The sequence below is a fragment of the Streptomyces sp. NPDC004065 genome (assembly GCF_044903565.1).
Taxonomy (GTDB): domain Bacteria; phylum Actinomycetota; class Actinomycetes; order Streptomycetales; family Streptomycetaceae; genus Streptomyces.
Genome location: NZ_JBJDQT010000006.1, coordinates 47,091 through 67,599, shown reverse-complemented (window position 1 = coordinate 67,599; position 20,509 = coordinate 47,091). Strand labels below are relative to the sequence as shown.

19 protein-coding genes are annotated in these 20,509 nt (G+C 73.0%); 6 read left to right on the top strand and 13 right to left on the bottom strand.

The window, feature by feature from the left end:
• Positions 1-84: 84 nt before the first annotated feature.
• Positions 85-591, bottom strand: coding sequence for a YbjN domain-containing protein (locus ACI2LW_RS09905; protein ID WP_404730677.1), 507 nt, complete (start codon positions 589-591; stop codon positions 85-87).
• 4 nt (positions 592-595) lie between these two features.
• Positions 596-2,077, bottom strand: a complete 1,482-nt coding sequence (locus ACI2LW_RS09900) for a glycosyltransferase (protein ID WP_404730676.1) — start codon at positions 2,075-2,077, stop codon at positions 596-598.
• A gap of 383 nt (positions 2,078-2,460) precedes the next feature.
• Here ACI2LW_RS09900 and ACI2LW_RS09895 point away from each other — a divergent pair, with 383 nt between their 5' ends.
• From ACI2LW_RS09895 to ACI2LW_RS09885, 3 genes are all read left to right on the top strand, one after another.
• Positions 2,461-3,246, top strand: a complete 786-nt coding sequence (locus ACI2LW_RS09895; protein WP_404730805.1) for a class I SAM-dependent methyltransferase — start codon at positions 2,461-2,463, stop codon at positions 3,244-3,246.
• A gap of 313 nt (positions 3,247-3,559) precedes the next feature.
• Positions 3,560-4,684 (top strand): NlpC/P60 family protein, encoded by a 1,125-nt coding sequence (locus ACI2LW_RS09890; protein WP_404730675.1) that lies wholly within the window; start codon positions 3,560-3,562, stop codon positions 4,682-4,684.
• 355 nt (positions 4,685-5,039) lie between these two features.
• The gene (locus tag ACI2LW_RS09885; protein ID WP_404730674.1) at positions 5,040-6,374 is read left to right on the top strand and encodes a PP2C family protein-serine/threonine phosphatase; all 1,335 of its coding nucleotides are present in this window, start codon (positions 5,040-5,042) and stop codon (positions 6,372-6,374) included.
• Positions 6,375-6,575: 201 nt separating this feature from the next.
• On the opposite strand, the gene ACI2LW_RS09880 is transcribed toward ACI2LW_RS09885, so the two are convergent.
• From ACI2LW_RS09880 to ACI2LW_RS09865, 4 genes are all read right to left on the bottom strand, one after another.
• Entirely contained in the window at positions 6,576-6,917 is a 342-nt protein-coding gene (locus ACI2LW_RS09880; RefSeq protein ID WP_404730673.1) for a DUF2516 family protein, read from the bottom strand.
• 102 nt (positions 6,918-7,019) lie between these two features.
• Positions 7,020-7,733: a hypothetical protein gene (locus tag ACI2LW_RS09875; RefSeq protein ID WP_404730672.1), complete on the bottom strand. Its 714-nt coding sequence runs from the start codon at positions 7,731-7,733 to the stop codon at positions 7,020-7,022.
• Between the two features lie 102 nt (positions 7,734-7,835).
• A complete protein-coding gene (locus tag ACI2LW_RS09870; protein WP_404730671.1) occupies positions 7,836-8,417 on the bottom strand; it encodes a helix-turn-helix domain-containing protein in 582 nt (193 codons plus the stop codon).
• Positions 8,418-8,710: 293 nt separating this feature from the next.
• Positions 8,711-9,109, bottom strand: a complete 399-nt coding sequence (locus ACI2LW_RS09865) for a VOC family protein (RefSeq protein WP_404730670.1) — start codon at positions 9,107-9,109, stop codon at positions 8,711-8,713.
• 93 nt (positions 9,110-9,202) lie between these two features.
• On the opposite strand from ACI2LW_RS09865, the gene ACI2LW_RS09860 reads away from it, so the two are divergent.
• A complete protein-coding gene (locus ACI2LW_RS09860) occupies positions 9,203-10,192 on the top strand; it encodes a helix-turn-helix transcriptional regulator (RefSeq protein ID WP_404730669.1) in 990 nt (329 codons plus the stop codon).
• Between the two features lie 54 nt (positions 10,193-10,246).
• Here the strand turns inward: ACI2LW_RS09860 and ACI2LW_RS09855 are convergent, their stop codons facing one another.
• The 3 genes from ACI2LW_RS09855 to ACI2LW_RS09845 form a co-directional block, all read right to left on the bottom strand.
• Positions 10,247-11,131: a hypothetical protein gene (locus ACI2LW_RS09855; protein ID WP_404730668.1), complete on the bottom strand. Its 885-nt coding sequence runs from the start codon at positions 11,129-11,131 to the stop codon at positions 10,247-10,249.
• An 86-nt stretch (positions 11,132-11,217) separates the two neighbouring features.
• Entirely contained in the window at positions 11,218-13,410 is a 2,193-nt protein-coding gene (locus ACI2LW_RS09850) for a phosphotransferase (RefSeq protein ID WP_404730667.1), read from the bottom strand.
• A 219-nt stretch (positions 13,411-13,629) separates the two neighbouring features.
• Positions 13,630-14,502, bottom strand: coding sequence for a winged helix-turn-helix domain-containing protein (locus tag ACI2LW_RS09845; protein WP_404730666.1), 873 nt, complete (start codon positions 14,500-14,502; stop codon positions 13,630-13,632).
• 196 nt (positions 14,503-14,698) lie between these two features.
• Here ACI2LW_RS09845 and ACI2LW_RS09840 point away from each other — a divergent pair, with 196 nt between their 5' ends.
• Entirely contained in the window at positions 14,699-14,881 is a 183-nt protein-coding gene (locus tag ACI2LW_RS09840) for a hypothetical protein (protein ID WP_404730665.1), read from the top strand.
• On the opposite strand, the gene ACI2LW_RS09835 is transcribed toward ACI2LW_RS09840, so the two are convergent.
• Positions 14,872-15,600: an HAD family hydrolase gene (locus ACI2LW_RS09835; protein WP_404730664.1), complete on the bottom strand. Its 729-nt coding sequence runs from the start codon at positions 15,598-15,600 to the stop codon at positions 14,872-14,874. The two genes, ACI2LW_RS09840 and ACI2LW_RS09835, sit on opposite strands and share 10 nt — an antisense overlap.
• Before the next feature lie 29 nt (positions 15,601-15,629).
• Complete coding sequence (locus ACI2LW_RS09830; protein ID WP_404730663.1) at positions 15,630-16,508, bottom strand: GntR family transcriptional regulator; 879 nt, start codon at positions 16,506-16,508, stop codon at positions 15,630-15,632.
• Between the two features lie 193 nt (positions 16,509-16,701).
• Here ACI2LW_RS09830 and ACI2LW_RS09825 point away from each other — a divergent pair, with 193 nt between their 5' ends.
• On the top strand, positions 16,702-16,890 hold the full coding sequence (locus ACI2LW_RS09825; protein ID WP_404730662.1) for a hypothetical protein: 189 nt from the start codon (positions 16,702-16,704) through the stop codon (positions 16,888-16,890).
• A gap of 89 nt (positions 16,891-16,979) precedes the next feature.
• On the opposite strand, the gene ACI2LW_RS09820 is transcribed toward ACI2LW_RS09825, so the two are convergent.
• Positions 16,980-17,897 carry a winged helix-turn-helix domain-containing protein gene (locus tag ACI2LW_RS09820; RefSeq protein ID WP_404730661.1) on the bottom strand — a complete coding sequence of 306 codons (918 nt, stop codon included), beginning with the start codon at positions 17,895-17,897 and terminating at the stop codon, positions 16,980-16,982.
• Positions 17,898-18,296: 399 nt separating this feature from the next.
• Complete coding sequence (locus ACI2LW_RS09815; RefSeq protein WP_404730660.1) at positions 18,297-19,556, bottom strand: GNAT family N-acetyltransferase; 1,260 nt, start codon at positions 19,554-19,556, stop codon at positions 18,297-18,299.
• Between the last annotated feature and the right edge of the window lie 953 nt (positions 19,557-20,509).

Below are 20,509 nucleotides of genomic sequence, written 5' to 3'. Positions count from 1 at the left end.
CGGGTGGGGCGTGCGCGGGCTCATCGTGCGCTCGGCCCCCGGGCGCCGGGCGCCCCAACCACCGGCCGCTCAGCGCGCCGACGCTCAGTCCGCCGGGCGCTGGGTGAGATGGGTGAACGCCTCCAGGTTGCGCGTCGGCTCGCCGCGCGACACGCGCCAGGCGTACTCGCGGCGGATCGCCTCGGCGAAACCGAGCTCCAGCAGGGTGTTGAAGCTGCCGTCGGCGGCCTCGAGGACCTGCCCGAGCAGCCGGTCCACCTCGTCCGCGGTCACGGCGGCCAGCGGCAGCCGCCCGGTGACGTAGACGTCGCCGAGCCGGTCCACGGCGTAACTCACGCCGTACAGCTTGAGGTTGCGCTCCAGCAGCCAGCGGTGGACGCCGGACTCGTTCTCGTCGGGGTGGCGGATGACGAAGGCGTTGAGGGACAGCGAGTGGCGGCCGACGATCATCGACAGCGTGGTCGACAGCTTGCGGGTGCCGGGGAGCTTGACGACGTAGGTGCCGGACTCGGGGCTCTCCCACTCCAGTTCCGCGTCCTTCAGGACGCCCTCGATGACCTCCGCCGCGCGCCGCTGCTCTTCGTCTGCCATGGCCTCACCCATGGTGGGAGCGTACGCGACGCCGGTGGGACTGCAGGGCCGCCGTGTAGACGTCGACGGTGGCCGCGGCCGAGGCGTCCCAGCCGAAGCACTGCGCGTGCCGGGCCGCGGCGGCGCCCATCCGGTCGGACAGGCCGGGGTCGTCGGCGAAGGAGCGCAGTACGCGCGCGTAGTCGGCCGGGTCGTGGCCCTGGACCAGGAAGCCGGTCTCGCCGTCGCGCACGGCCACCGGCAGACCGCCCACCGCGGCGGCCAGCACGGGCGTCCCGGCCGCCTGCGCCTCTATGGCGACCAGGCCGAACGACTCGCTGTAGGAGGGCATGACCAGCACGGAGGCGGCGCGGAACCAGTCGGCGAGCTGGTCCTGCCCGACCGGCGGGCGGAACCGTACGACGTCGGCGATGCCCAGCCGGGCGGCCAGCTTCTGCAGGCCCTCGGGCTTGGCGAGGCCGCTGCCGCTGGGGCCGCCGACGACGGGCACGACGATGCGGGAGCGCAGCTCGGGCCGCTCGTCCAGGAGCACGCCGACGGCCCTGAGCAGCACGTCGGGCGCCTTCAGCGGCTGGATGCGGCCGGCGAAGAGCGGGACGAGGGCGTCCCGGGGCAGGCCGAGGCGGGCGCGGGCGGCCGCGCGGGCGGCACGGGCGTCCTCCGGACGGTGCCCGCCGGGGTCGTCGCCCGGGGCGGCGCGGCCCACGAGGCCGGCGCGGCCCGCGGGGGCGGCCGGCCCGGGCAGGGCGAGCGGGCCGGCGGAACCCGCGTGGAGCGGGGGCGCCGCCGCCGGGAAGGGACGGAAGCGGGCGAGGTTGACGCCGGGGTGGACGACGGCGACCTTGGCCGGGTCGGCGCGGTAGTGCCGTACGAGCTCGGCCGCCTCCTCCTCGGTGTTGGCTATCAGCCGGTCCGCGGCCGAGACGATCTGGGTCTCGCCGATGACGCGGGCGGCGGGCTCGGGGGTGTCGCCGTCGGCGAGGCTGGCGTTCTTCACCTTGGCCATGGTGTGCATGGCGTGCACCAGGGGCACCCCCCAGCGCTGGGCCGCGAGCCAGCCCACGTGGCCGGAGAGCCAGTAGTGCGAGTGCACGAGGTCGTAGTACCCGGGGCGGTGGCCCGCCCATACCTGCATCACGCCGTGGGTGAACGCGCACAGCTGGGCCGGGAGGTCCTCCTTGGCCAGGCCCTCGTAGGGGCCCGCGTCGACGTGCCGGACCAGGACACCGGGTGCCAGCTGGACGGCGGGCGGGAGGCCGCCGGAGGTGGCCCGGGTGAATATCTCCACCTCCACGCCCTGGGCGGCCAGGCGCTGGGCGAGCTCCACGATGTAGACGTTCATGCCGCCGGCGTCACCGGTGCCGGGCTGGTGGAGGGGGGAGGTGTGCACGGAGAGCATGGCCACGCGCCGGGGCCGCCGGTGCAGCCGCAGCCGCGGCGGTACCGCCGGGGAGCGCCGCCCGAGCCTGCTGACGTAATGGCTCACGTGGCGTTCCTCCTCGCTGCGGGCATGCCGGACGCAGGGCACTGAGTGCCCCTGAAGGAGCAACGCCCGGCGGGGCGGACCCCTTCCCGTCGGCGGTTCCTTTGCCCAATCATTGCCCATCCTCGCTCAACCGTTCGACGTCTGGGGGGTGTGCGGCCGGGTGCGACCTGCGCGGCGTCCGGCGCAGGGCGCAGGGCGCAGGGCGCAGGGCGTCCGGACGGTGCCGCACACGACTGCGTACGGGGTGCGGGCGGCGCCCGGGCGCGTGCCGGTGCACGACTGCGTACGGCACCGGGTGCCCGCCCCATACCCTCGTATCCATGACATCCCGCCCGGCGCCCCCGCACCGCTCCCGGCCCCGTCCGAGCGGGGGCGGCCAGGTGGTGGGCACGGTGACGCGCGGGACGACCAACCCCAACCGGCTGCGCCGCATGGACCGCTGGATCGCGGCGACGCACGGCGCCGAGCTGCGCCGCGCCGCCGATCCGCTCGCCGTCGACCTCGGCTACGGCGCCGCGCCCTGGACGGCCGTCGAGCTGCTGCACCGTCTGCGCACCGTCGCGCCGCGCACGCGGATGGTCGGGGTGGAGATAGAACCGGCCCGGGTGGCGGCGGCCAGGCCCTACGAGCGCGACGGGCTCGCCTTCCGGCACGGCGGCTTCGAGGTCCCCGTCCCGCACCGCCCGCACCTGATCCGGGCGGCGAACGTGCTGCGCCAGTACGACGAGGGCGAGGTCGCCGCGGTCTGGGAGCGGCTGTGCGCCCGGCTCGCGCCGGCCGGCGCGCACACGCGCGGGGGACTGCTCGTGGAGGGCACCTGCGACGAGATCGGCCGGCGGCACGTGTGGGTGGCGCTCGGCCCGGAGGGCCCCCGCACGGTCACCTTCGCCACCCGGCTCGGTTCGCTGGAGCGTCCGTCCGACCTCGCCGAGCGGCTGCCCAAGGCGCTCATCCACCGCAACGTGCCGGGCGAGCCGGTGCACGCCTTCCTGCGCGACTTCGACCGCGCCTGGGCCGCCGCCGCGCCCTACGCCTCCTACGGTGCCCGGCAGCGCTGGATCCGCGCGGTGCGCGACCTCGCCGCGGACTGGCCGGTGACGGACGGGCCCGCGCGCTGGCGGCAGGGCGAAGTGACGGTGACCTGGCAGGCGTTGGCGCCGCTGCTCTGACCGTTGGCGTCGCCGCCCTGGCCGTTGGCACTGCTGCCCCGACCGTTGGCGCCGCCGCCCTGCCCCGTCGGCGCCGCGGCGCCGACCGGCGCACCCCGTCCGACCTGCGGGGAACGAATGGTGTGAGCCGTTCGTCACACAGGCCGGGAGATCGTCATGGCGGAAGGCGGGGGCGGGGAGAGTCGTTTCGGCGGCGGTTTCGGTGGTTGCGTCCCCTGTCGTTTCGGCGCGCGACGTGGCACGATCCCCCAGGCGACCGTAAGTTACTGACGGTAAATCAGCTATGACGCTGTGACGGATGTGGGGGCTGGGTATGGAACGGGGCAGGAGCGGTCTGCTCTCGGTGGCCGTGACCGTGGTCTGCGCGGTCACCGTGCTGGCGGCACCCGGTACGGCGTTCGCGAGCGCGCGGCCCGATCCGGCGCCCGCGCCGTCCGCGTCCGGCTCGCCCTCGGCCTCCGCCTCGCCGCCCGCGTCCGCCTCGGTGACCGTCGTGCCGGACAAGGACCTCCAGGCCGTACGCACCAGGCTGGACAAGCTGTACCACGACGCCGCCGTCGCCACGGACGCGTACAACGCCGCCGAGGAGAAGGCGAAGAAGCAGTCCGCCGAGCTGGCCGGGCTGAACCGGCGGATCGCCGAGGAGCAGCAGGAGCTCGACAGGCTGCGCGACCTCGCCGGCGCCGCGGCCCGCGCCCAGTACCGCACCGGCGGCCTGCCGCCCGCGGCCCGGCTGATGCTGAGCGACAGCCCGCAGACGTTCCTCGACGGGGCGGGCCGGGTGCTGGAGGGCGAGCGGGCGGCCGAGGGACTGATGGCGCAGACCGCCCGCGCCGAGCAGGACCTTAAGCGGCTCGCGGACGACGCCGCCGACCGCTGGGAGCGGCTGGAGGCCAACCGCAAGACCAAGGAGGCCGCCAAGAAGGAGGTCGAGCGGCGGGTCGAGGAGGCCGAGAAGCTCGAGGCCAGGCTGGAGAAGCGGCAGCGGGAGCGGCTGGCCCGGCTCGAGCGGGAGGCGGCCGAGCGGGCCCAGACGGCCTGGCTGGACACCGGCATCCTCAAGGACCTGCGCGGCAAGGCCTCCGAGGCGGGCCGGAAGGCGGTGGAGTTCGCCACCGCCCAGATCGGCAAGCCCTATGTGTGGGGCGCCGAGGGCCCGAAGTCGTACGACTGCTCGGGGCTGACCTCGCAGTCCTGGGCCGCCGCCGGCCGGCCCATCCCCCGCACCTCGCAGGAGCAGTGGAAGCGGCTCAGGCACGTGGACGTCAAGGACATGCGGCCGGGCGACCTGATCATCTACTTCGACGACGCCAGTCACGTCGCCCTGTACGTCGGCGACGGCACGATCGTCCACGCCCCGCGGCCGGGCCGCACGGTCACGCTCGCCGGGGCGGGCACCATGCCGATCCTGGGCGTCGTCCGGCCGGACGCGGAGTGACGGGGCGCCCGGTTTCCACCGGGCGCGGGACGAGGGGGACACCCGGCTCCCACCGGGCACGGCATGAGAGGGACACCCGGCTTCCGCCCGGCGTGGGCGGCCGTGACCTGGGCCATGTGACCCATCGCACCGGATCCGGCCGCCGGCCGCCGGCGCGCGTGAGCTTCGTCATCCCGGCCCCGGGGGCGGCCTGTCCAACTCCGGTAGGGATCGCGGCATATGACAGTGGCCGAAGACAGCGTGGACGGCCCCGGACCATTCCACTGCCCCGCCGACTACCGCTATGGTCCCCGTCGGTGGGGCGAGGTCCCTCGTGCCCGCCATGCCCTCGGGGGGAGGGAAGGAATCCAGGACCATGCCCGTGCCCGTACCGCGGCAGAGAGCGATCCCGGCCGCGGAGAGCGGTCAGCAGGCGCAGACCGTCTCCCACGGCGGCGGCCCCTCCACAGCACAGGCCCCGCAGAAGGAAGTCACGGTCGAGACCGACAACCGCACCCCAGGCCACACCGCCGGTACGCAGCTCACGCTGCTGCTGATCGAGGACGATCCCGGCGGCTCGCCGATCGTGCCCGAACTGCTGGACGCGTCCGGCAAGCCGATCCGGGTGCGCACGGCCCGTAACCTCACCGAGGCCGAGCGGCTGCTCACCGACGACGTCCACTGCATCCTGCTGGACCTCGCGCTGCCCGCCCCCGGCCGGGCCGGTTCCGGCAGCGACGACGAGCTGGCCGTGCTCAAGCACGTGCTGGAGCTCGCGCCCCGGCACGCCGTGCTCGCGCTGACCGCGTCCGGTGACGCCGAGCGCGGCGCGGAGGCGGTGCGCGTCGGCGCCCAGGACTACCTGTTCCGCGACGAGCTGGACGGACGGCTGCTGAGCCGCGCCATCCGGTACGCGGTGGAGCGCAAGCGGTCCGAGACGGCCGAGCGCAGGCTCGCCGAGGGCAGGCTGCGCGCGCAGGAGAACCGCCGTCTGGAGCGCGGTCTGCTGCCGACCCCGCTGCTGGACGGCTCCGCGCTGCGCTTCGCCGCCCGCTACCGTCCCGGCCGTTCGCGCGCCCTGCTGGGCGGCGACTTCTACGACGCCGTCCGCACGCCCGACGGCACCGTGCACGCCATGATCGGCGACGTCTGCGGGCACGGCCCCGACGAGGCGGCGCTCGGCGTGGAGCTGCGCATCGCCTGGCGGGCGCTGACGCTCGCGGGCCTGTGCGGGGACGAGCTGCTGGACACGCTCCAGCAGGTGCTGGAGCACGAGCGCGCCGACGACGAGATCTTCGCGACGCTGTGCACGGTGGACATAGCGCCCGACGGGCGCCGTGCCGGCCTGTGCCTGGCGGGCCACCCGTCACCGCTGGTCATCACCCCCGGCCGGCCCGCCCGGCTGCTGCCGTACGAGAACAACGGGCCCGCGCTCGGTCTGCTGCCCGGCGCCCGCTGGCCGCGGATGCAGGTGGAGCTGGGCGCCGAGTGGAGCCTGATGCTCTACACCGACGGCCTGATCGAGGGCCGGATCGGCCAGGAGGGCGAGCGGCTGGGCCAGGACGGCATGGTCGAGATGGTCCGCCGCCAGCTCGCCGAGGGCCTGCGCGGCGAGGATCTGCTGCGGGCGGCGGTGAACGAGGTCCGGGAGCTCAACGGCGGCGAGCTCACGGACGACGTGGCGGTGGTCCTGCTGGACCGCCGGGCGTAGCACGCCCGGCGGCCGTTCGCGCAGGACCGGCGCCCGGGCGCGCAGGACCGGCTCCCGTTCGCACAGGACCGGCTCCCGTTCGCGCGGGGCCGGCACCCGTTGGCACAGGACCGCCGGCGTGGCTCCAGCGCGCGGACGTGGCGGACGTGGCCGGGTCGTCGCCGGCCCCGGCGGAAAGGTGCCTGGGGCGCCTCCGCCGGTTCACCGCCCGCCGTTGTAGGGCCCGTACGGGCCGTCGCTGCTGCTGCCGCGGCGGCCCCAGCCGCTGCCGCCCGAGACCTGCTTCAGCGCGGGGCGTACGTCCACGATGTACACGATGCTCGCGATCACGCCGATGACCGGCAGGAACGACAGGATCGAGAAGAAGTAGCTCACCACCAGCGCCAGGGCGAGGATGACGATCCAGAACACCTTGTTCTGCTTGTCGGCCGCGCGGAAGGCGTCCTCGCGCCGGAAGGCGGCGTCGCACAGCCCGAACGCGGCGAGGGCCATGAGCAGGATCTTCAAGATCCCCAGGAACCCCGCGAAGCCCAACATCAGCATGCTGTCCACCGCCCGTTCTCTCCGACTCCTGTGCGGTCACCGTACCCGGAGAACGGACCGGGCACCCCAGGGGTGCCCGGTCCGCCGCTCCTGCCGCCCCGCTTACTTGGCGGGCGGGGTGGGCTTCTTCGCCGCGGGCGTGGCCTTGCGCGCGGCCGGGGTCTTCTTCGCCACGGGCTTCTTCGTCCCGACAGGCTCCGGCTTGGCCTCGACCGGCTCGACCCCCACGGGGGTGACCGCGGCGGGCCTGTCCTCCTTGACCTCGACCGGCTCGGTCTTGGGCTCGGCCTTGGGCTCGACGGCGACGGCGAGCTCCTCGACCTCCTCGGCGATCTCCTCGATGCCGTCGGCGGCCTGGCCGCGCCAGGTGCGCACGGCCTGCTCGCCGTGCTCGGCGACCTTCTCGTAGGTCTCGCGGGCCTTGACGGCGTACTCGGCGGCGACGCCGACACCGCGCAGGGCGAGGTCCTGGGCGGACTCGCCGAGCTTCTTGAGGTCGGCGTCGATGTTGGTGCCGAACTTCTTCAGGTCCGAGTCGATGGAGTTGAAGAACTCCGTGACCTTCGCCTGGAAGGTGGCCTGCGTCTCCTTGACGCGGGCGCCGGCCTCCTTGGCGCGGGCGGCGGCCCGCTCCTGGACGGCCTTCGGGTCGGTGTTGCGCACCGCGTCGATGCGGGCCGGCGCCTCGGCGCGCAGCTGCTCCACGAGGGCGGGCACCTTCTTGGCCTGCTGCAGGGCGAGGTCCGCGGTGCCGGCGGCGAAATAGAGGGGGGTCGGGTCGCTGAAGGTCTTGCGCAGGTCATCGGTGATGGCCATGGTGACGGTCCTCCCGGATCGCTTTCGCTGTGAGGGTTTTGGTGTGCCGCGGTGGACGGGCCGCCGCCCGGCCGGTGCCGGATGTGCGGGCCGCGGGCCGGTTCAGCCGGCCGTCCGCCGCGGATCGGCGTCACTGCCGCCGGACGTGCGGGTACGGCGTCGCCGGGCGGGGGCGGCGGGAGGTATGTCCCCGTCGCCGTCGCCCGTACCGCCGGTGTCTGTGGTACCGCCGGTGCCGCCGTCCTCGGCGGGAGCGGCGCCGGGCGCGTCCTGGGCGCGTTCCCCGGCCTCGTCCGGCCCCGCCGCGCGGGCCTCGTCGTCCGTCTTGGTGATCCCGAAGCCGTTCTCCTTGCGGAAGGACTCGTAGATCTGGAGCAGCACCTGCTTCTGCCGCTCGTTGAGCGAGGGATCGGCGAGGATGACCGCGCGGGTCTCCACCTCGTCCCGGTCCCGCTCGGCGTCGAGGATGCCGGCCCGCACGTACAGCGTCTCGGCGGAGATCCGCAGCGCCTTGGCGACCTGCTGCAGCACCTCCGCGCTCGGCTTGCGCAGCCCGCGCTCGATCTGGCTCAGATACGGGTTGGACACCCCGGCGGCATCGGCGAGCTGCCGCAGCGACAGCTGCGCGTTGCGCCGCTGCTCGCGCAGGTACTCACCGAGATTGCCGACGTTGAGCGATGCCATGCCTCCACCATGCACCACCATCGCTAACAATTGCAAGCACCCCGCTTGCAAGAGTGTCGAATACGCGCCGGCCCACGACGAACAGCACGCGATCAAGGTCCTGTTCGAGCTCCTCGACGAGTTCGCTGCCGAGGGCGAAGCAGCGCAGGGCGCGCGATCCTCGGACTGAGCGGGACGCCAGGCCGCGCCGCCTCTCACTCAAGAGGACCCGTCGCTGGTCACGGCCTCGACGTGGTTCGCCTTCGCTGAGACGGGACAGCGCGAGGCTTACGTCTGAGTGGCTGTGCGTGGCGTCAGCGGGCGAACTTTCCGACGGCCTCCCGGGCGACGGGGGTGAAGAAGTTGACGAGGGTGCCGTCGGGGTCGCGGAACAGCAGTGACCGGTTGCCCCAGGGCATCGTGGTCGGTTTGGTCACGAAGTCGGTGACGAAGCCGGTCAGGTTGTCGTAGACGCTGTCCACGTCGTCGACGAGGAACTCGATGATCACGCTGTGGTTGTCCGCCGGGCGGGCGGAGCCCGGGGCGAACAGCGGGACGGTGCGGGTGCTGCCGATCGCGAGGGTGGCGCCGGCGGTCCTGAGTTCGGCGAAGTCCTCGGTGGCCCACGTCGCCCGCGCCCCCGTGGCGCGCTCGTAGAACTCGACCAGGCGCGCCACGTCGCCGGTGATGATGCGGACCGAGACGAAGTTCATGGGAATCTCCTTGACCGTCATGGAGGGGTACGCGTCGCACGTTAGGAGAAATAGGGGACAGAATCGGTCCTGTATGCGGGTTAGGCTGCGAAAATGCCTCGTCCCACCGGCCGCGTGCTGACCCTCCTGGAGCTGCTGCAGTCGGGCGGCACCCGGACGGTGGCCGAACTCGCCGGCCGGCTCGGCGTCGAAGGACGTACCGTGCGCCGGTACGTGGACCAGCTGATCGACCTCGGCGTGCCCGTGGAATCGGTGCGCGGCCGCTACGGCGGGTACCGGCTCGCCCCCGGGTACCGCTTGCCCCCGCTCATGCTCAACGACGACGAGGCGCTGGCCGTGCTGCTCGGCCTGGTCGCCGGCCGCCGGGCGGGCCTGACGACGGCGGAGCGCACGGCGAACGAGACGGCGTCGGCGAAGATCCGTCGGGTGCTGCCCCGGCACATCGCCCGTCGGCTCGACACACTGCTGGAAGCTCTCGCCTTCACGGATCAGCCCGGCGAGTTCGACACCCCGGACGCCGGGGTCCTGCTCACCGTCGCCGATGCGGTGCGCCACCGCCGGCCGGTCTCGATCCGCTACACCGACCGTGACGGACGGCGCAGCGAACGCACACTGCACGCGTACGGGATCGTCGCCCATGCGGGCCGGTGGTACGTCACGGGCGAGGACGCCGGGATCGGCGAGGACCGGACCTTCCGGCTCGACCGCATCGCGGACGCGCGGGCCCTGCCCGGCTCATTCGAAGCGCCCGCGGGTCCCGCTCCCGCTCAGCGCGTGCTGTCGGGATTCGCCACGGCCGGGTACCGGCACGAGGTGACCTTGCGGATCCAGGGGACACCCGAGCAGATCCGCGCCCGCCTTCCCGCCGGCGTCGCGAGCCTTCAGGAGCACGAGCCCCCAGCCGGCGAGGACCGGGCGGACGGGCGCTGGCTGCGCGTCGAGCTGCGGGTGGAGCGGCTCGACTGGCTGCCTCCGCTCCTCGCGGCACTGGACCGGCCGTTCGTCATCGAGCGCCCCGAGGAACTCCGCGACCTGGTCATCGCACTCGCCGACCGCCTCACGTCGAGCGCCCACCGAGCCTGACAGCGGTCACGAGATCACCGTCGTTGTGCGGTACGAGACCGCGAGGGGTGGCCGTCAGGGCGTCGGGCGGTGGCGCCAGGGTGGGGTTGCGGCCAGGGTCCACAGGTCGTCGAAGTGCTTGTTCCAGGTGGCGACGGCCGCCTCCGCGGCAGCGGTGCCCTCGCGGGACCAGACGTTGAGATCGGTCTTGAAGCCCTTGGGGTCGTAGAACTCCGGGCCCATGTGCTCCAGTCGCATCCGGGCCGACAGGTCGTACAGGCCGTGCAGCACCCGTTGCCGGTTGAAGATGCAGATCTTGTCGCGCGGGATGCCGGGGTAGAGGCGGTACTCGCACTCCACGACGACCCGGCCGGCCGCGGTCAGGCGTTCGGCCAGTTCGAGGAGGATGCTGTCGTACTCGCGGCAGCGGCCCTCCATGCGCTTGCGGAAGTCGGGGTCGTCCTGCGGGGAGTCGTCCGGGCCGACCCGGGACGGCACGCTCATCGGCAGCCCGAAGTCCGGCACCAGCATCCGGATGGTGACCCGCCGGGTCGGGCCGGGGCTGTCGAAGAGGTCCTCCAGACGGTGGTACAGCGCGTTGTAGAGCGTCTCGCCCGTGTAGCCGAGGAAGCTGATCTCCACCTTCCGGGCCTGGAACGCCTCACGGACGAAGGTTCCCAGCTCACTGGAGCTCACGAGCACACGGGTGGGCACCCTGACCGACGAACTCAGCTCCTTGACCTGGTCGTAGAGCACATAGCCGACGAGGCTGAGCAGCGCGCCGCCGAGGTAGGCCTTGCCCTCCAGGGCGTCACCGACGGGCTTGACGAACTGGGCGACCAGACCGGTGGCGAAGATGGCCAGGAGCAGGGCCCGGGTCACCACGGGTTCATAGCGCTCCTGGACGCGCCGCAGCCGTCCCATGCCCGACTCGCCCGACGTCCTGGTCCCCGCCGCCATGCCGCCCTCCCCCGCCCCGCGCCGGATCACCCGGCCGACCGCAAGTTCCCCTGCCGCTGCGGCACTTCGGTCCCGCCATGGTCTCCCTACACCAGGGCGCGGGCAAGATAGGGGTTCGCCGTCGAGCGGACGCTCAGTCCGAGGGAGCCGGTGGCCGCGGCGAGTGTCATCGCGTAGGAGTCGACGGCCCGGCGGACGTTGGGGGCGTCCAGGCTCGCGCCCGTGACCAGGCGGTCCAGGTCCACGTAGGCGGACCGCACGGTCTCGACCCAGCGGTACACGCGCCAGTCCTGCTCCCAGTTCGCCGTGCAGTCGGGCGGCAGGAGCCGCTCCCAGCGCCGGAACATGCGCTCCCGGATCTCCGGACGGGTCGGGGTCAGGTGCATGTGCCGGACCAGGTCGTACAGCGGGTCGCCGACCAGGGCCATCTCCCAGTCGATGATGGTGAGCGCCGGCGGGTCGTCGCGGCGTACGAGGTTCCACGGGTTGAGGTCGCCGTGGAGCAGGGACGCCCTGCGCGGGCTCACCCGGTGGCGGGACAGGATCTGGCCGAGGCGCCGCGCGTCCGGCAGACCGAGCAGCCGGGCCAGTTGCAGGGACTCCTTGGGGAGCTGGCCGACCAGGAACACCAGCTGGTCGCACAGCCAGGTGAAGAAGGATTCCTCGCCGGCGACGGGGTCGAGCGCGCCGTAGTCCACCTGCGTCAGCGCGCACAACTGGTCGACGAGCCCGTCCGCCTCGTGCGGCAGGAGGCCGTGCACGGGGTGGTTGGGCGGCCGGTCCATGGCCTCCGGCCCGACGTACGTGTGAATGGCGTAGGGCTGCCCGCGGTGGCTGCGGCCCAGGGCGAGAACCCTGGGCGCCGCCACCGGGACGCCCGACTGCTCGATGGCCCCGAGCACGGCGTGCTCGCTCAGGAAGCTGGGCTCGCGCCGGCAGACGTTGGCCACGCGTCTTCGCACCACCACCGGGAAGTCGACCTCGGGCACGCGCACCACCGAGTTGAGGTGGGCGGTGCCCTTGAAGACGCGGCTGGCCGGTGCCATTCCCTCGGCGACCAGGGCGTGCACGACAGCGGAACCGGGGAAGTCGTGCGGCCTGGGAAGGCGCGGGTCCCACGACCAGGCGATCGATCTGCCGGCCCGGCCGGGACCGTTCCGCAGTGCCGTCCGGGCGGCCCGCCAGCGGAAGAGCACCCGCTCGACCTCCCGGTCGTCCGGAACATTCCTGAGTCCGAGCGGTTCGGCGGCCGCGTCCAGCGCGGCGCGCACCGAGGCCGTCGCCTCGTCCAGGCTCTTCTGGTCCGAGGCGCCCTCCAGCGTCTTCGCGGCCCGCATCACGTCCGGGAACAGGGACTGGGCGCGCTCGAAGGCGATGTAGTGGCGCAGGTCGCCCGCCAGGCCGTTCACGGCGGCCGGCCGGACCCGGTGCATCGCCTCCGCCCAGGCCTCGACCACCTCGGGCCGCTGGTAGGACGGGTACCGCATCCGCACCAGGTGCGTGGCGAGGTCGTGCAGCGGGTCGCCGTAGCTGGCGAGTTCCCAGTCGACGCAGATGAGGGGCGGGTCGCCCTCGTAGGACATGATCAGGTTGTCGCGGTGCAGATCCGCGTGCAGCAGGCTGAAGGGCCGGCGGGCCATGGCCGGCACCCGGTCCCGCAGCCGGACGAGGGCGTCCTCCGGGATGCCGAGCGCCACGAACAGTCCACCAAAAGCAGCCCAATTGGGGCGTCTGATCTGCTCGTCCGCGAGGTGGGCGAGGGTGCGCAGGAATCCCTGGCTGTCCGTGTGGTTGCGCGGCCAGACGGCCGGCAGGGCGGGCAGGGCCGCCCACCGCACCTGACCCATCCGGGCGAGCAGATCCGCCACCGCCCTCATCAGGAGGGCGTCCACGGGCTTGCCGTTCGGGCAGACGCTGGAGAGCGGCACCCCTTCCACATAGCTGTGGACGGCGAAGCCGTCACCGGACGCCAGGCGTCTGGGGACGTGCGGCAGGACGCCCCCGATGGCGTCCAGGACGCGTCCCTCCTCCTGCCAGGTGCGGATGACGACGGGCAGCGCGTCGGTCCGTCTGATCCGTACCGTCACCTGAGTGCCGACCGGCCGGCCCACGAACGGCGCCACCGCGGCCGTCACGGGCACCACGTAGTTGCGGTTGTGGTGGCCGCTGCTCGCCTGGCCCAGCTCGGCGTTGCGCACGAAGGCCGCCAGGGCCGCCGCGCCGGAGGGCCCCGCGGCATGTCTCCCGGGAGGGTCCTGAGAGACGGGTGGTGCGTCCACTGGCCGCTCCGGTTCGGTCGCGCAGGTGAGAGGTAGGGCAAACGTTAAGCCTGAGGTCCTGCCCGCGCGACTTGGAGACGGCCGAGTCGGTCAAGTGGTGGTTGCTCGCTCTTCCGCGTCGGTCCCGCGGGCGCGGCGTGTCCGCCGTCCCACATCCATACGTACGAAGGGGGGCGATCGCTCGAGCGCGGTGCGGGAATGCTAGCGCAAGGATCCGGCCTACTCGGCCAACTGTTGCCAGACCGAGTCGAACCACGCCTGGGCGCTGTCCACGAAGACGGTCCCCGGGGACTGCGGATCGCCGTCCTTCACATGGTGGGTGAGGGTGGCGCCGAGGCCGAGGACGTCGATCGCGGTCACCTCCTCACCGGATTCCAGTTCGATCGGGCGCTCGACGATCTCGTAGAAGCCGTGGAGCGCCTCGGCCCCGTTGAACAGGTAGAGCTTGAAGGCGGGCGGCAGCGGCGTCCGGCGGATCCTTACGGCGACCTGGGGCACCAGGCCCTCGGTCTGCAGGTCCCGCAACACCCTGCGCAACGAGTCGGTGTGGCGTTCGGTGATGCCGTGCAGACGTTCCCGCAGCCGGTGGTCGTCGCTGTCGTCCTTGACCCGCGGGTAGGGAAGCGGCGGGTCCTCGAGGGGCAGCAGCATCCGAAGGATGATCCGCTCGGGCGCGATGGACCGGCTGCGGATGCGCTCCGCCTGCAGGCGGATGTGGGCGTCCAGGCTCTCCGAGGTGAGGGTGTAGACGTCCAGCGCCACCTCGGGACGCTCGAAGGCCTCCCCGATCAGCGGTCCGAGCGTCAGACCGCGCCGCTCCCTGGTGGCCCTGACCGTCGAGGACTGTATGCGCTGGTTCTTGACGACCCGTGAGCCGCTGCCCTGCCGGGATTCGATCCACCGCTCGCGCCGCAACTCGCCCAGGGCCCGCTGCACGGTGTCCCGGGAGACGCCGAACTCCTCGGCCAGGGCGCGCTGCGAGGGCAGGAAGGAGCGCACGGGGTACGTCCCGTCGACCATCCGGGCCCGCAGCTCCTCGAACACCCGGCGGGCCTCTCGCCCGCCCCCCTTGTCCGCCCGCTTGGCGCTCACCCCTGGACCGTACCGCTTCCCGTCCACGGGCAAACCGGTTTCAGTCAGACAGGGCAGCGTTTTCGGTCAACTCAGGCCCGCACTGGTCGGCCCGTTAAGGGATCAGACGAGCCGGGGATGACAACTTCACCGCAAGCAGTCCAATTGGACGGGTTGCCGGTGAGGTTGCGGGGAAGTGGCGTGGAGGTGGGTGGACATGCTTCTGAACGCGGTGCTCCGGGAGGCGCTCGGGCTGCTGGCGGGCACCCTGGCCCGGACGTGGCTCGGCCCGGCCGGGGTGGTGCTGCTGTGCGCGCTCGCCGTGGGGATACGGGCGCGGCACAGCGGGCTGGCCGTCGGGGCCGCCGTGGCCCTGACGCTGCTGATGACTCAGGCCTGATGCCGCTCGCCCCGCAGGACGCGCAGCACCGGTTCCAGGGACTCCACGATCACGGTCGCGCCGGCCTCGCGCAGGAGTTTCTCCTTGCGGGCGTTGCGGGCGTAGCCGAGGAAGGGGACGCCGGCCCTGAGGGCGGCCTCGTGGTCGGAGGGGGTGTCGCCGATCATCAGGGCGTCGGCCGGGGCCGCGCCCATGGCGCTCAGGGCCCGGTTCAGGCAGTGCGGGTCCGGCTTGAGGTGGTGCAGGTCCTCGGTGCGTCCGTAGATGTGCGGGGCGAAGCAGTCCAGCAGGCCGCGGCCGTCCAGGTAGGTGCGCACCACCCGCGGCGAGTTGTTCGTGGCGATGGCCAGCCGGGAGCCGAGGGCGGTCCAGGTGCGGATCAGCGGGTCGGCGTAGGGCGTGGGCCAGGCGGAGGAGGCGGCGCGCAGCTCCTCCTGGGTGAGGCGGGCCTCCAGCTCGGTGACCAGGTCGCTGCGGGGGTGGCGGCGGTCCACGGCGCGCAGCACGATGTGCGGGTCCAGGGACTCGCGCTCGGTCTCCGTCAGCAGGCCGTGCAGGCCCCGGCCCTCGAGCCAGTGCACGAGGTCGGTCGACACCCGTTCCGCCGAGTGCCCGGCGAACAGGCGGCAGATCGGGCCGTCGAAGTCCCACAGGACGACACGGGCACGTGTGATCAGGTTCCGCAGCTTCTCGGTCTCTGTTCCGGTCTCTGCTGTCACCGCTTCAGTCTGCGTCGTATCAGAAGTCACTAGGAGAGTGTCAGATCCGTCGTGATGGTTTCCCAGAGGGCGTCGAACCACTTCTGCGATTCCGCCACGAACGCGGCGTCCCGCCGGCCGGCCGACCTCTCGAACGAGAACAGCAGGGACTCGGTGCCCATGACGTCGTACATGTCCAGTGTGCCCTCGTCCGCGAGCTCCTCACGACGGGTGATCATGTAGTACGCGATCAGCGCCTCCGCGCCGTTGAGCAGGTAGAGCTTGACCGGCGGGGTGAAGGGCAGGGCGCGGAAGGTCACCCGCACGTCGATGCCGTGGGTGGCGCGCAGGGCGCGCAGATTGTGCCGGAGCACCTGGCCCTGGGCGTTGCGCTGGGCCAGCCAGCGCTGGTGGACCGGGTCGTCCTCGCTGCCGCGGTCCACCGAGACGGGGAAGGCCAGATTGATGTCCCGGGACGGCAGCAGGATGCGCACCTCGATCGACTCCGGGCGCAGACTGCCCTCGTGGATCAGGCGGACGGGCTCGCCGAGCGCCAGCATCAGCGTCTCGGCGGTCAGGCAGGCCGCGTCGATCCGCACCCGCCGGGCGGAGAAGGCCTCCAGCAGCCGGGGGGTGAGGCCGACCATGGTGGGCTGGGGTTCCGCGCGGGCCGTGACCGGGGCGGCGATCCTGGGCGGGCTGCCCTTGCTCACATTGCTGAGCAGCCCGTCCTCCTGAAGCGCCCGCAGGGCCTGGCGAACGGTGCCGCGTTCCACGCCGAACTCGTCGGCGAGCTCCGCCTGGGTGGGCAGGCGGTCGCCCGGCTTGAGCTCGCCCGCGCGGATCCTCTCCCGCAGGGTGTCGGCGATCTCCTGCGGCGAGCTCCTTCTGCTGCCGTTCACGGCCACGTTCTCCTGGGTCACGACCAAACGCTACAACTCGGATCCAGTTGAAGGGAGTTGTTTGGAAGTTGTTTATAGGCAGTAGCCAAGTGGGGACAACTTAATCAGAGTTGGCTACCAACTTGGAGAAGTTGGCGGAAGTTTTGCCTCCTGTACTGCCCACCACCGCCACCACCCCCCACCCATGACCCGCCCAGGAATGCCCGAAGGGGGAATCGCCGTGCCTGCTCTCGCTCTTCTCTCCGCAGTACTCGTCATCGGTTTCGAGCAGCTCATCCAGTGGAAGTACGGCGCGATGGGCATCATCGGCCTGCTCCTGCTCACCGTCGGGATCAAGGCCAAGAGCCCCACCGTGTGCTCCGTGGGGGCCGTGGTGCTGGCCATGCTCCTGACCAGGCCCGCCCTGTGACGGACCCGGCGCCCGCGCACGCCCTGTGACGGAACCGGCGCCCGCGCACGCTCTGTGACGGAACCGGCACGCAGACCCCGTGGGGGACGTCAGCCCGAGAGCGTCAGCTCCGAGCTGATCGTCTCCCACAGCGCGTTGAACCACAGGTGCGACTGCTCCACGAACGTCGTGTCCCGCGGCCCGGCGCCCTGCTCGAAGGCGAACAGCATCGACCGGGTGCCCTCCGCGTCGTACAGCTCGAGGTGCTCGTGGTCGATCTCCTCCTCGCGGCGCCCCAGCGTGTAGTACGCGAACAGCGCCTCCGCCCCGTTGAGCAGGTACAGCTTGACCGGCGGGGTGAAGGGCAGCGCCCGGAACGTCACGCGCACGTCGATGCCGTGGGAGGCGCGCAGCGCCCGCAGATTGTGCCGGAGCACCTGGCCCTGGGCGTTGCGCTGGGCCAGCCAGCGCCCGCGCAGCCGGCCGGAGGCGGAGGCGTCCACGGGCGCGGGGAAGGCCAGGTCGATGTCCCGGCTGGGCAGCAGGACCCGGACGTCGATCTTGGCCGGTTTCAGCCGTCCGGCGTGGATCTGGCGCAGCGGCTCGCCGATGGCCAGGGTGAGCGAGATGGAGGTCAGGCACAGGGCGTCGATCTCGACGTGCGGGGCCTCGAAGGCGGCGGCGATCCGCGGCGTGAGGGCGACCGTGGTGGGCAGCGGAGGGGCCGCGGGGCCGGTCAGGGCCGGGTGCGGGGGGATCGCGACGGTGGCCGGGCTGCCCTGGGACCCGTTGGTCAGCAGGCGCTCCGCCCTCAGGATGCGCAGGGCCTGCCGCACGACGCCGCGCTCCACGTGGAACTCGTCGGCCAGTTCCGCCTGGGTGGGCATGCGCTGGCCCGGCCGCAGCACGCCGGTCCTGATCCGGTGCCGCAGCTCGTCGGCCACCTCGGTGTGTGACGGATGTGGCCGTTGTGACCTCTCCCGCCCATTGACGGAGGCATGTTCCGGCTCCACGGCCGAACAGTACAACTTCTCGCCATCTTCGGGCAGTTCACCGGCAGGTGGTTATGAGACGTTCCAAACGGAGATAAGAGGAGTGAAGTTGGTAGCCAACTTCCACAACATGGTCAAACTTTCTAGTGGTTGGCCACCAGGGTGACATCCGGGGAACGTCGGACCGCGCTCCCTTCCGGAGGGGAGCCGGGAGCACGGTCGGCCGACGCGCCGGAGCCGGCACCAGCCGGCGTCCGGCCCGCGCACAGCCACAACTGAACAGTCGTCGCACAGCCACAACTTCACACCGTCCGGCACAGCCACAACTGAAGACCGCACGCGCAGCCACAACCGAACACCGTTCGCGCACAGCCACAACCGAACAGCAGCTACGGATGCGTCATCCCCGTCACCTCCACCGGCAGGAAGGAGCACTCAGAAGACGTCCGGGCACCAAGGCCGCCTGGACGTGCGCAGCAGGGCGTCGGCCAGCCGGGCGGCGCCCGCTCGTTCTTCCTGGACCCGGCCCAGCGCGGCGAGCCGTACCGCCGACTCGTCGCCGAGCCACAGGGTCGCCAGTTCCGCCACGTCCAGCACCAGGTCGGCCCGCCGTGTGGTGGGGGTGCAGGCGGCGCCGTCCGGTCCGGCCTCCAGCCGGAACCGTCCGCCGGCCGGTCCGGTCCGGTCGGCCACCTCCAGCACCAGGGCGCCGGTCCCCTGGTAGGTCCGCGCCTCCAGGGCCCGTACGACGTCCAGGACGCGCACCCACAGCCAGTCCGCCTGGGTCGTGATCCCCGCCGCGCGGGGGTCCGGCAGCAGATGCGGGAGCAGGTCGTCGGGGGCGCGCCAGCCCGTCTTGACCTTCACCACCCAGTCGATCGAGCACAGGTACAGCCACAGCGCGCGCTCGGCGGCCGGGGTGACCGCGATGAGGTCGCTCACGGTGGCGGTGTTCAGCGGCTGCTTGGCGTCCCCCCAGGTGTCGTCGCAGCGGTACCGCACCAGTCCCTCCACCGTGCCGTCCGCCGCGCGGTGGACGGCGTGGAAGGGCTCGACCCAGGAGGCGCGGTTGACGTCCAGCGCGCCGGTGCTCATCCGCCACCAGCGTTCGGAGCGGTCGACCGCGCCGGGCTTCAGGTGGCGCAGCCGCTCGTGCAGATCGGGCCCGAGCTTGCGGACGTCGTCGCCGTCCACGAGGTCGATCCGGCCGCCGTCGTCCGGACCCGGCCGGCGGGGGTCGAGTCCGGCCCGCGGCACGTCGATCGTCCATTGGACGGCCGAGGTGGCGGGGCCGAAGCCGTACCGGCCGTAGATCGGGTACTCGGCGGCGATCAGGGTGGCGACCACGTCCCCGCGCTCCCTGGCGGCGGCCAGGTCGCGGGCCATCATCCGGCTGAGCAGGCCGCGCCGCCGGTGGGTGGGGCTGACGGTGACGTTGGTGATCGCGTCGGCGGGGACGGCCGCGCCGCCCACGGCGGTCACTTCCTGGGGGAAGGAGCGGAACGTGGCCACGCAGCGGCCGGCGTCGAACGCGCCGAGGGTGCGGTCCGGGACGATGTACGAGGCACGGTCGGCGACCTCGTCCCCGGAGACGGCTGGGCTGCGCAGGAAGCCCGTGTTCAGGGCGCGTGTCCAGTCGGCGATCTCGGCTTCCGCGATGGGGCGTACGTCTATGTCGGGGCGGGCGGCAGTCATGGTCCGACGGTATGCGCGGCGGCCCGGGGGTGTCGCCGCATTTTCCGCACCGGACCTGCCCCCGTCGGCCCGACACGGCCCCGCAGACCGCGACGGGCCCGGCGGAGCCCGGCGGGGGCCCGGCGGGAGGCCGGCGGGAGGCCGGCCGGGGACCCGGCGCGGCCCGACGGGAGACCAGCCGAGGCCCAGCACGGCCCGGCGGCGGGAGACCGGCGGGGCCCCGCCGGGGATCCGGCGGGAGAACGTCAGAAGATCCACGCGGCTCGGCAACAGGAACCGGCCCGGGGCCCGGCGGAAGGCCGGCCGAGGACCCGGCGCTGCTTGGCGGCAGAAGCCTCGGGGCCGGCCGGAGGCCCGGGAAGAGACCGGCCGGGAGCGGGAGACCCGCGGGGCTCCGCCGGGGGCCCGGCGGAGCCGGCGGAAGACCGGCAGCAGACCCTCGCGGCCGGGCGTGAGACCGGCCCCGAGCCCGGCGGAAGACTGGCCGAGGACCCGGCGCAGCCCGGCGGGAGGCCCGGCCCGGGGCCCGGCGGGAGCCCAGCGGGGCCCAGCGGGAGCCCAGCGGGGCCCAGCAAGAGACCGGCAGATGACCCTCGCGGTCCGGCGGGAGGGCCGGGGCGGAGCCCCCCCGGCGGAAGACCGGCCGAGGGCCCGGTGCGGCCTGACGGCAGAAAGGGCCGGCGAAGCCCGGCCGGGGGCCAGGCGGAAGACTGGCCGGGGGCCCAGTGCGGCCCGGCGGCAGAAGCCCGGCGGGGCCGGCCGGAGGCCCGGCGAGACCGGCCGGGCGCCCGGCGTGGCCGGACAGGCGGACCGGCAGAGGATCCGCGCGGCCCCGCGGGAGCCCAGCGGGGCCGGCCGGGGACCAGGCGGGAGACCGGCGGGGCCGAGCAAGGGACCGGCAGAAGTCCCCGCTCGGCCGGTTGGACACCGGCAGAAGACCCTCGCCGGCCTGG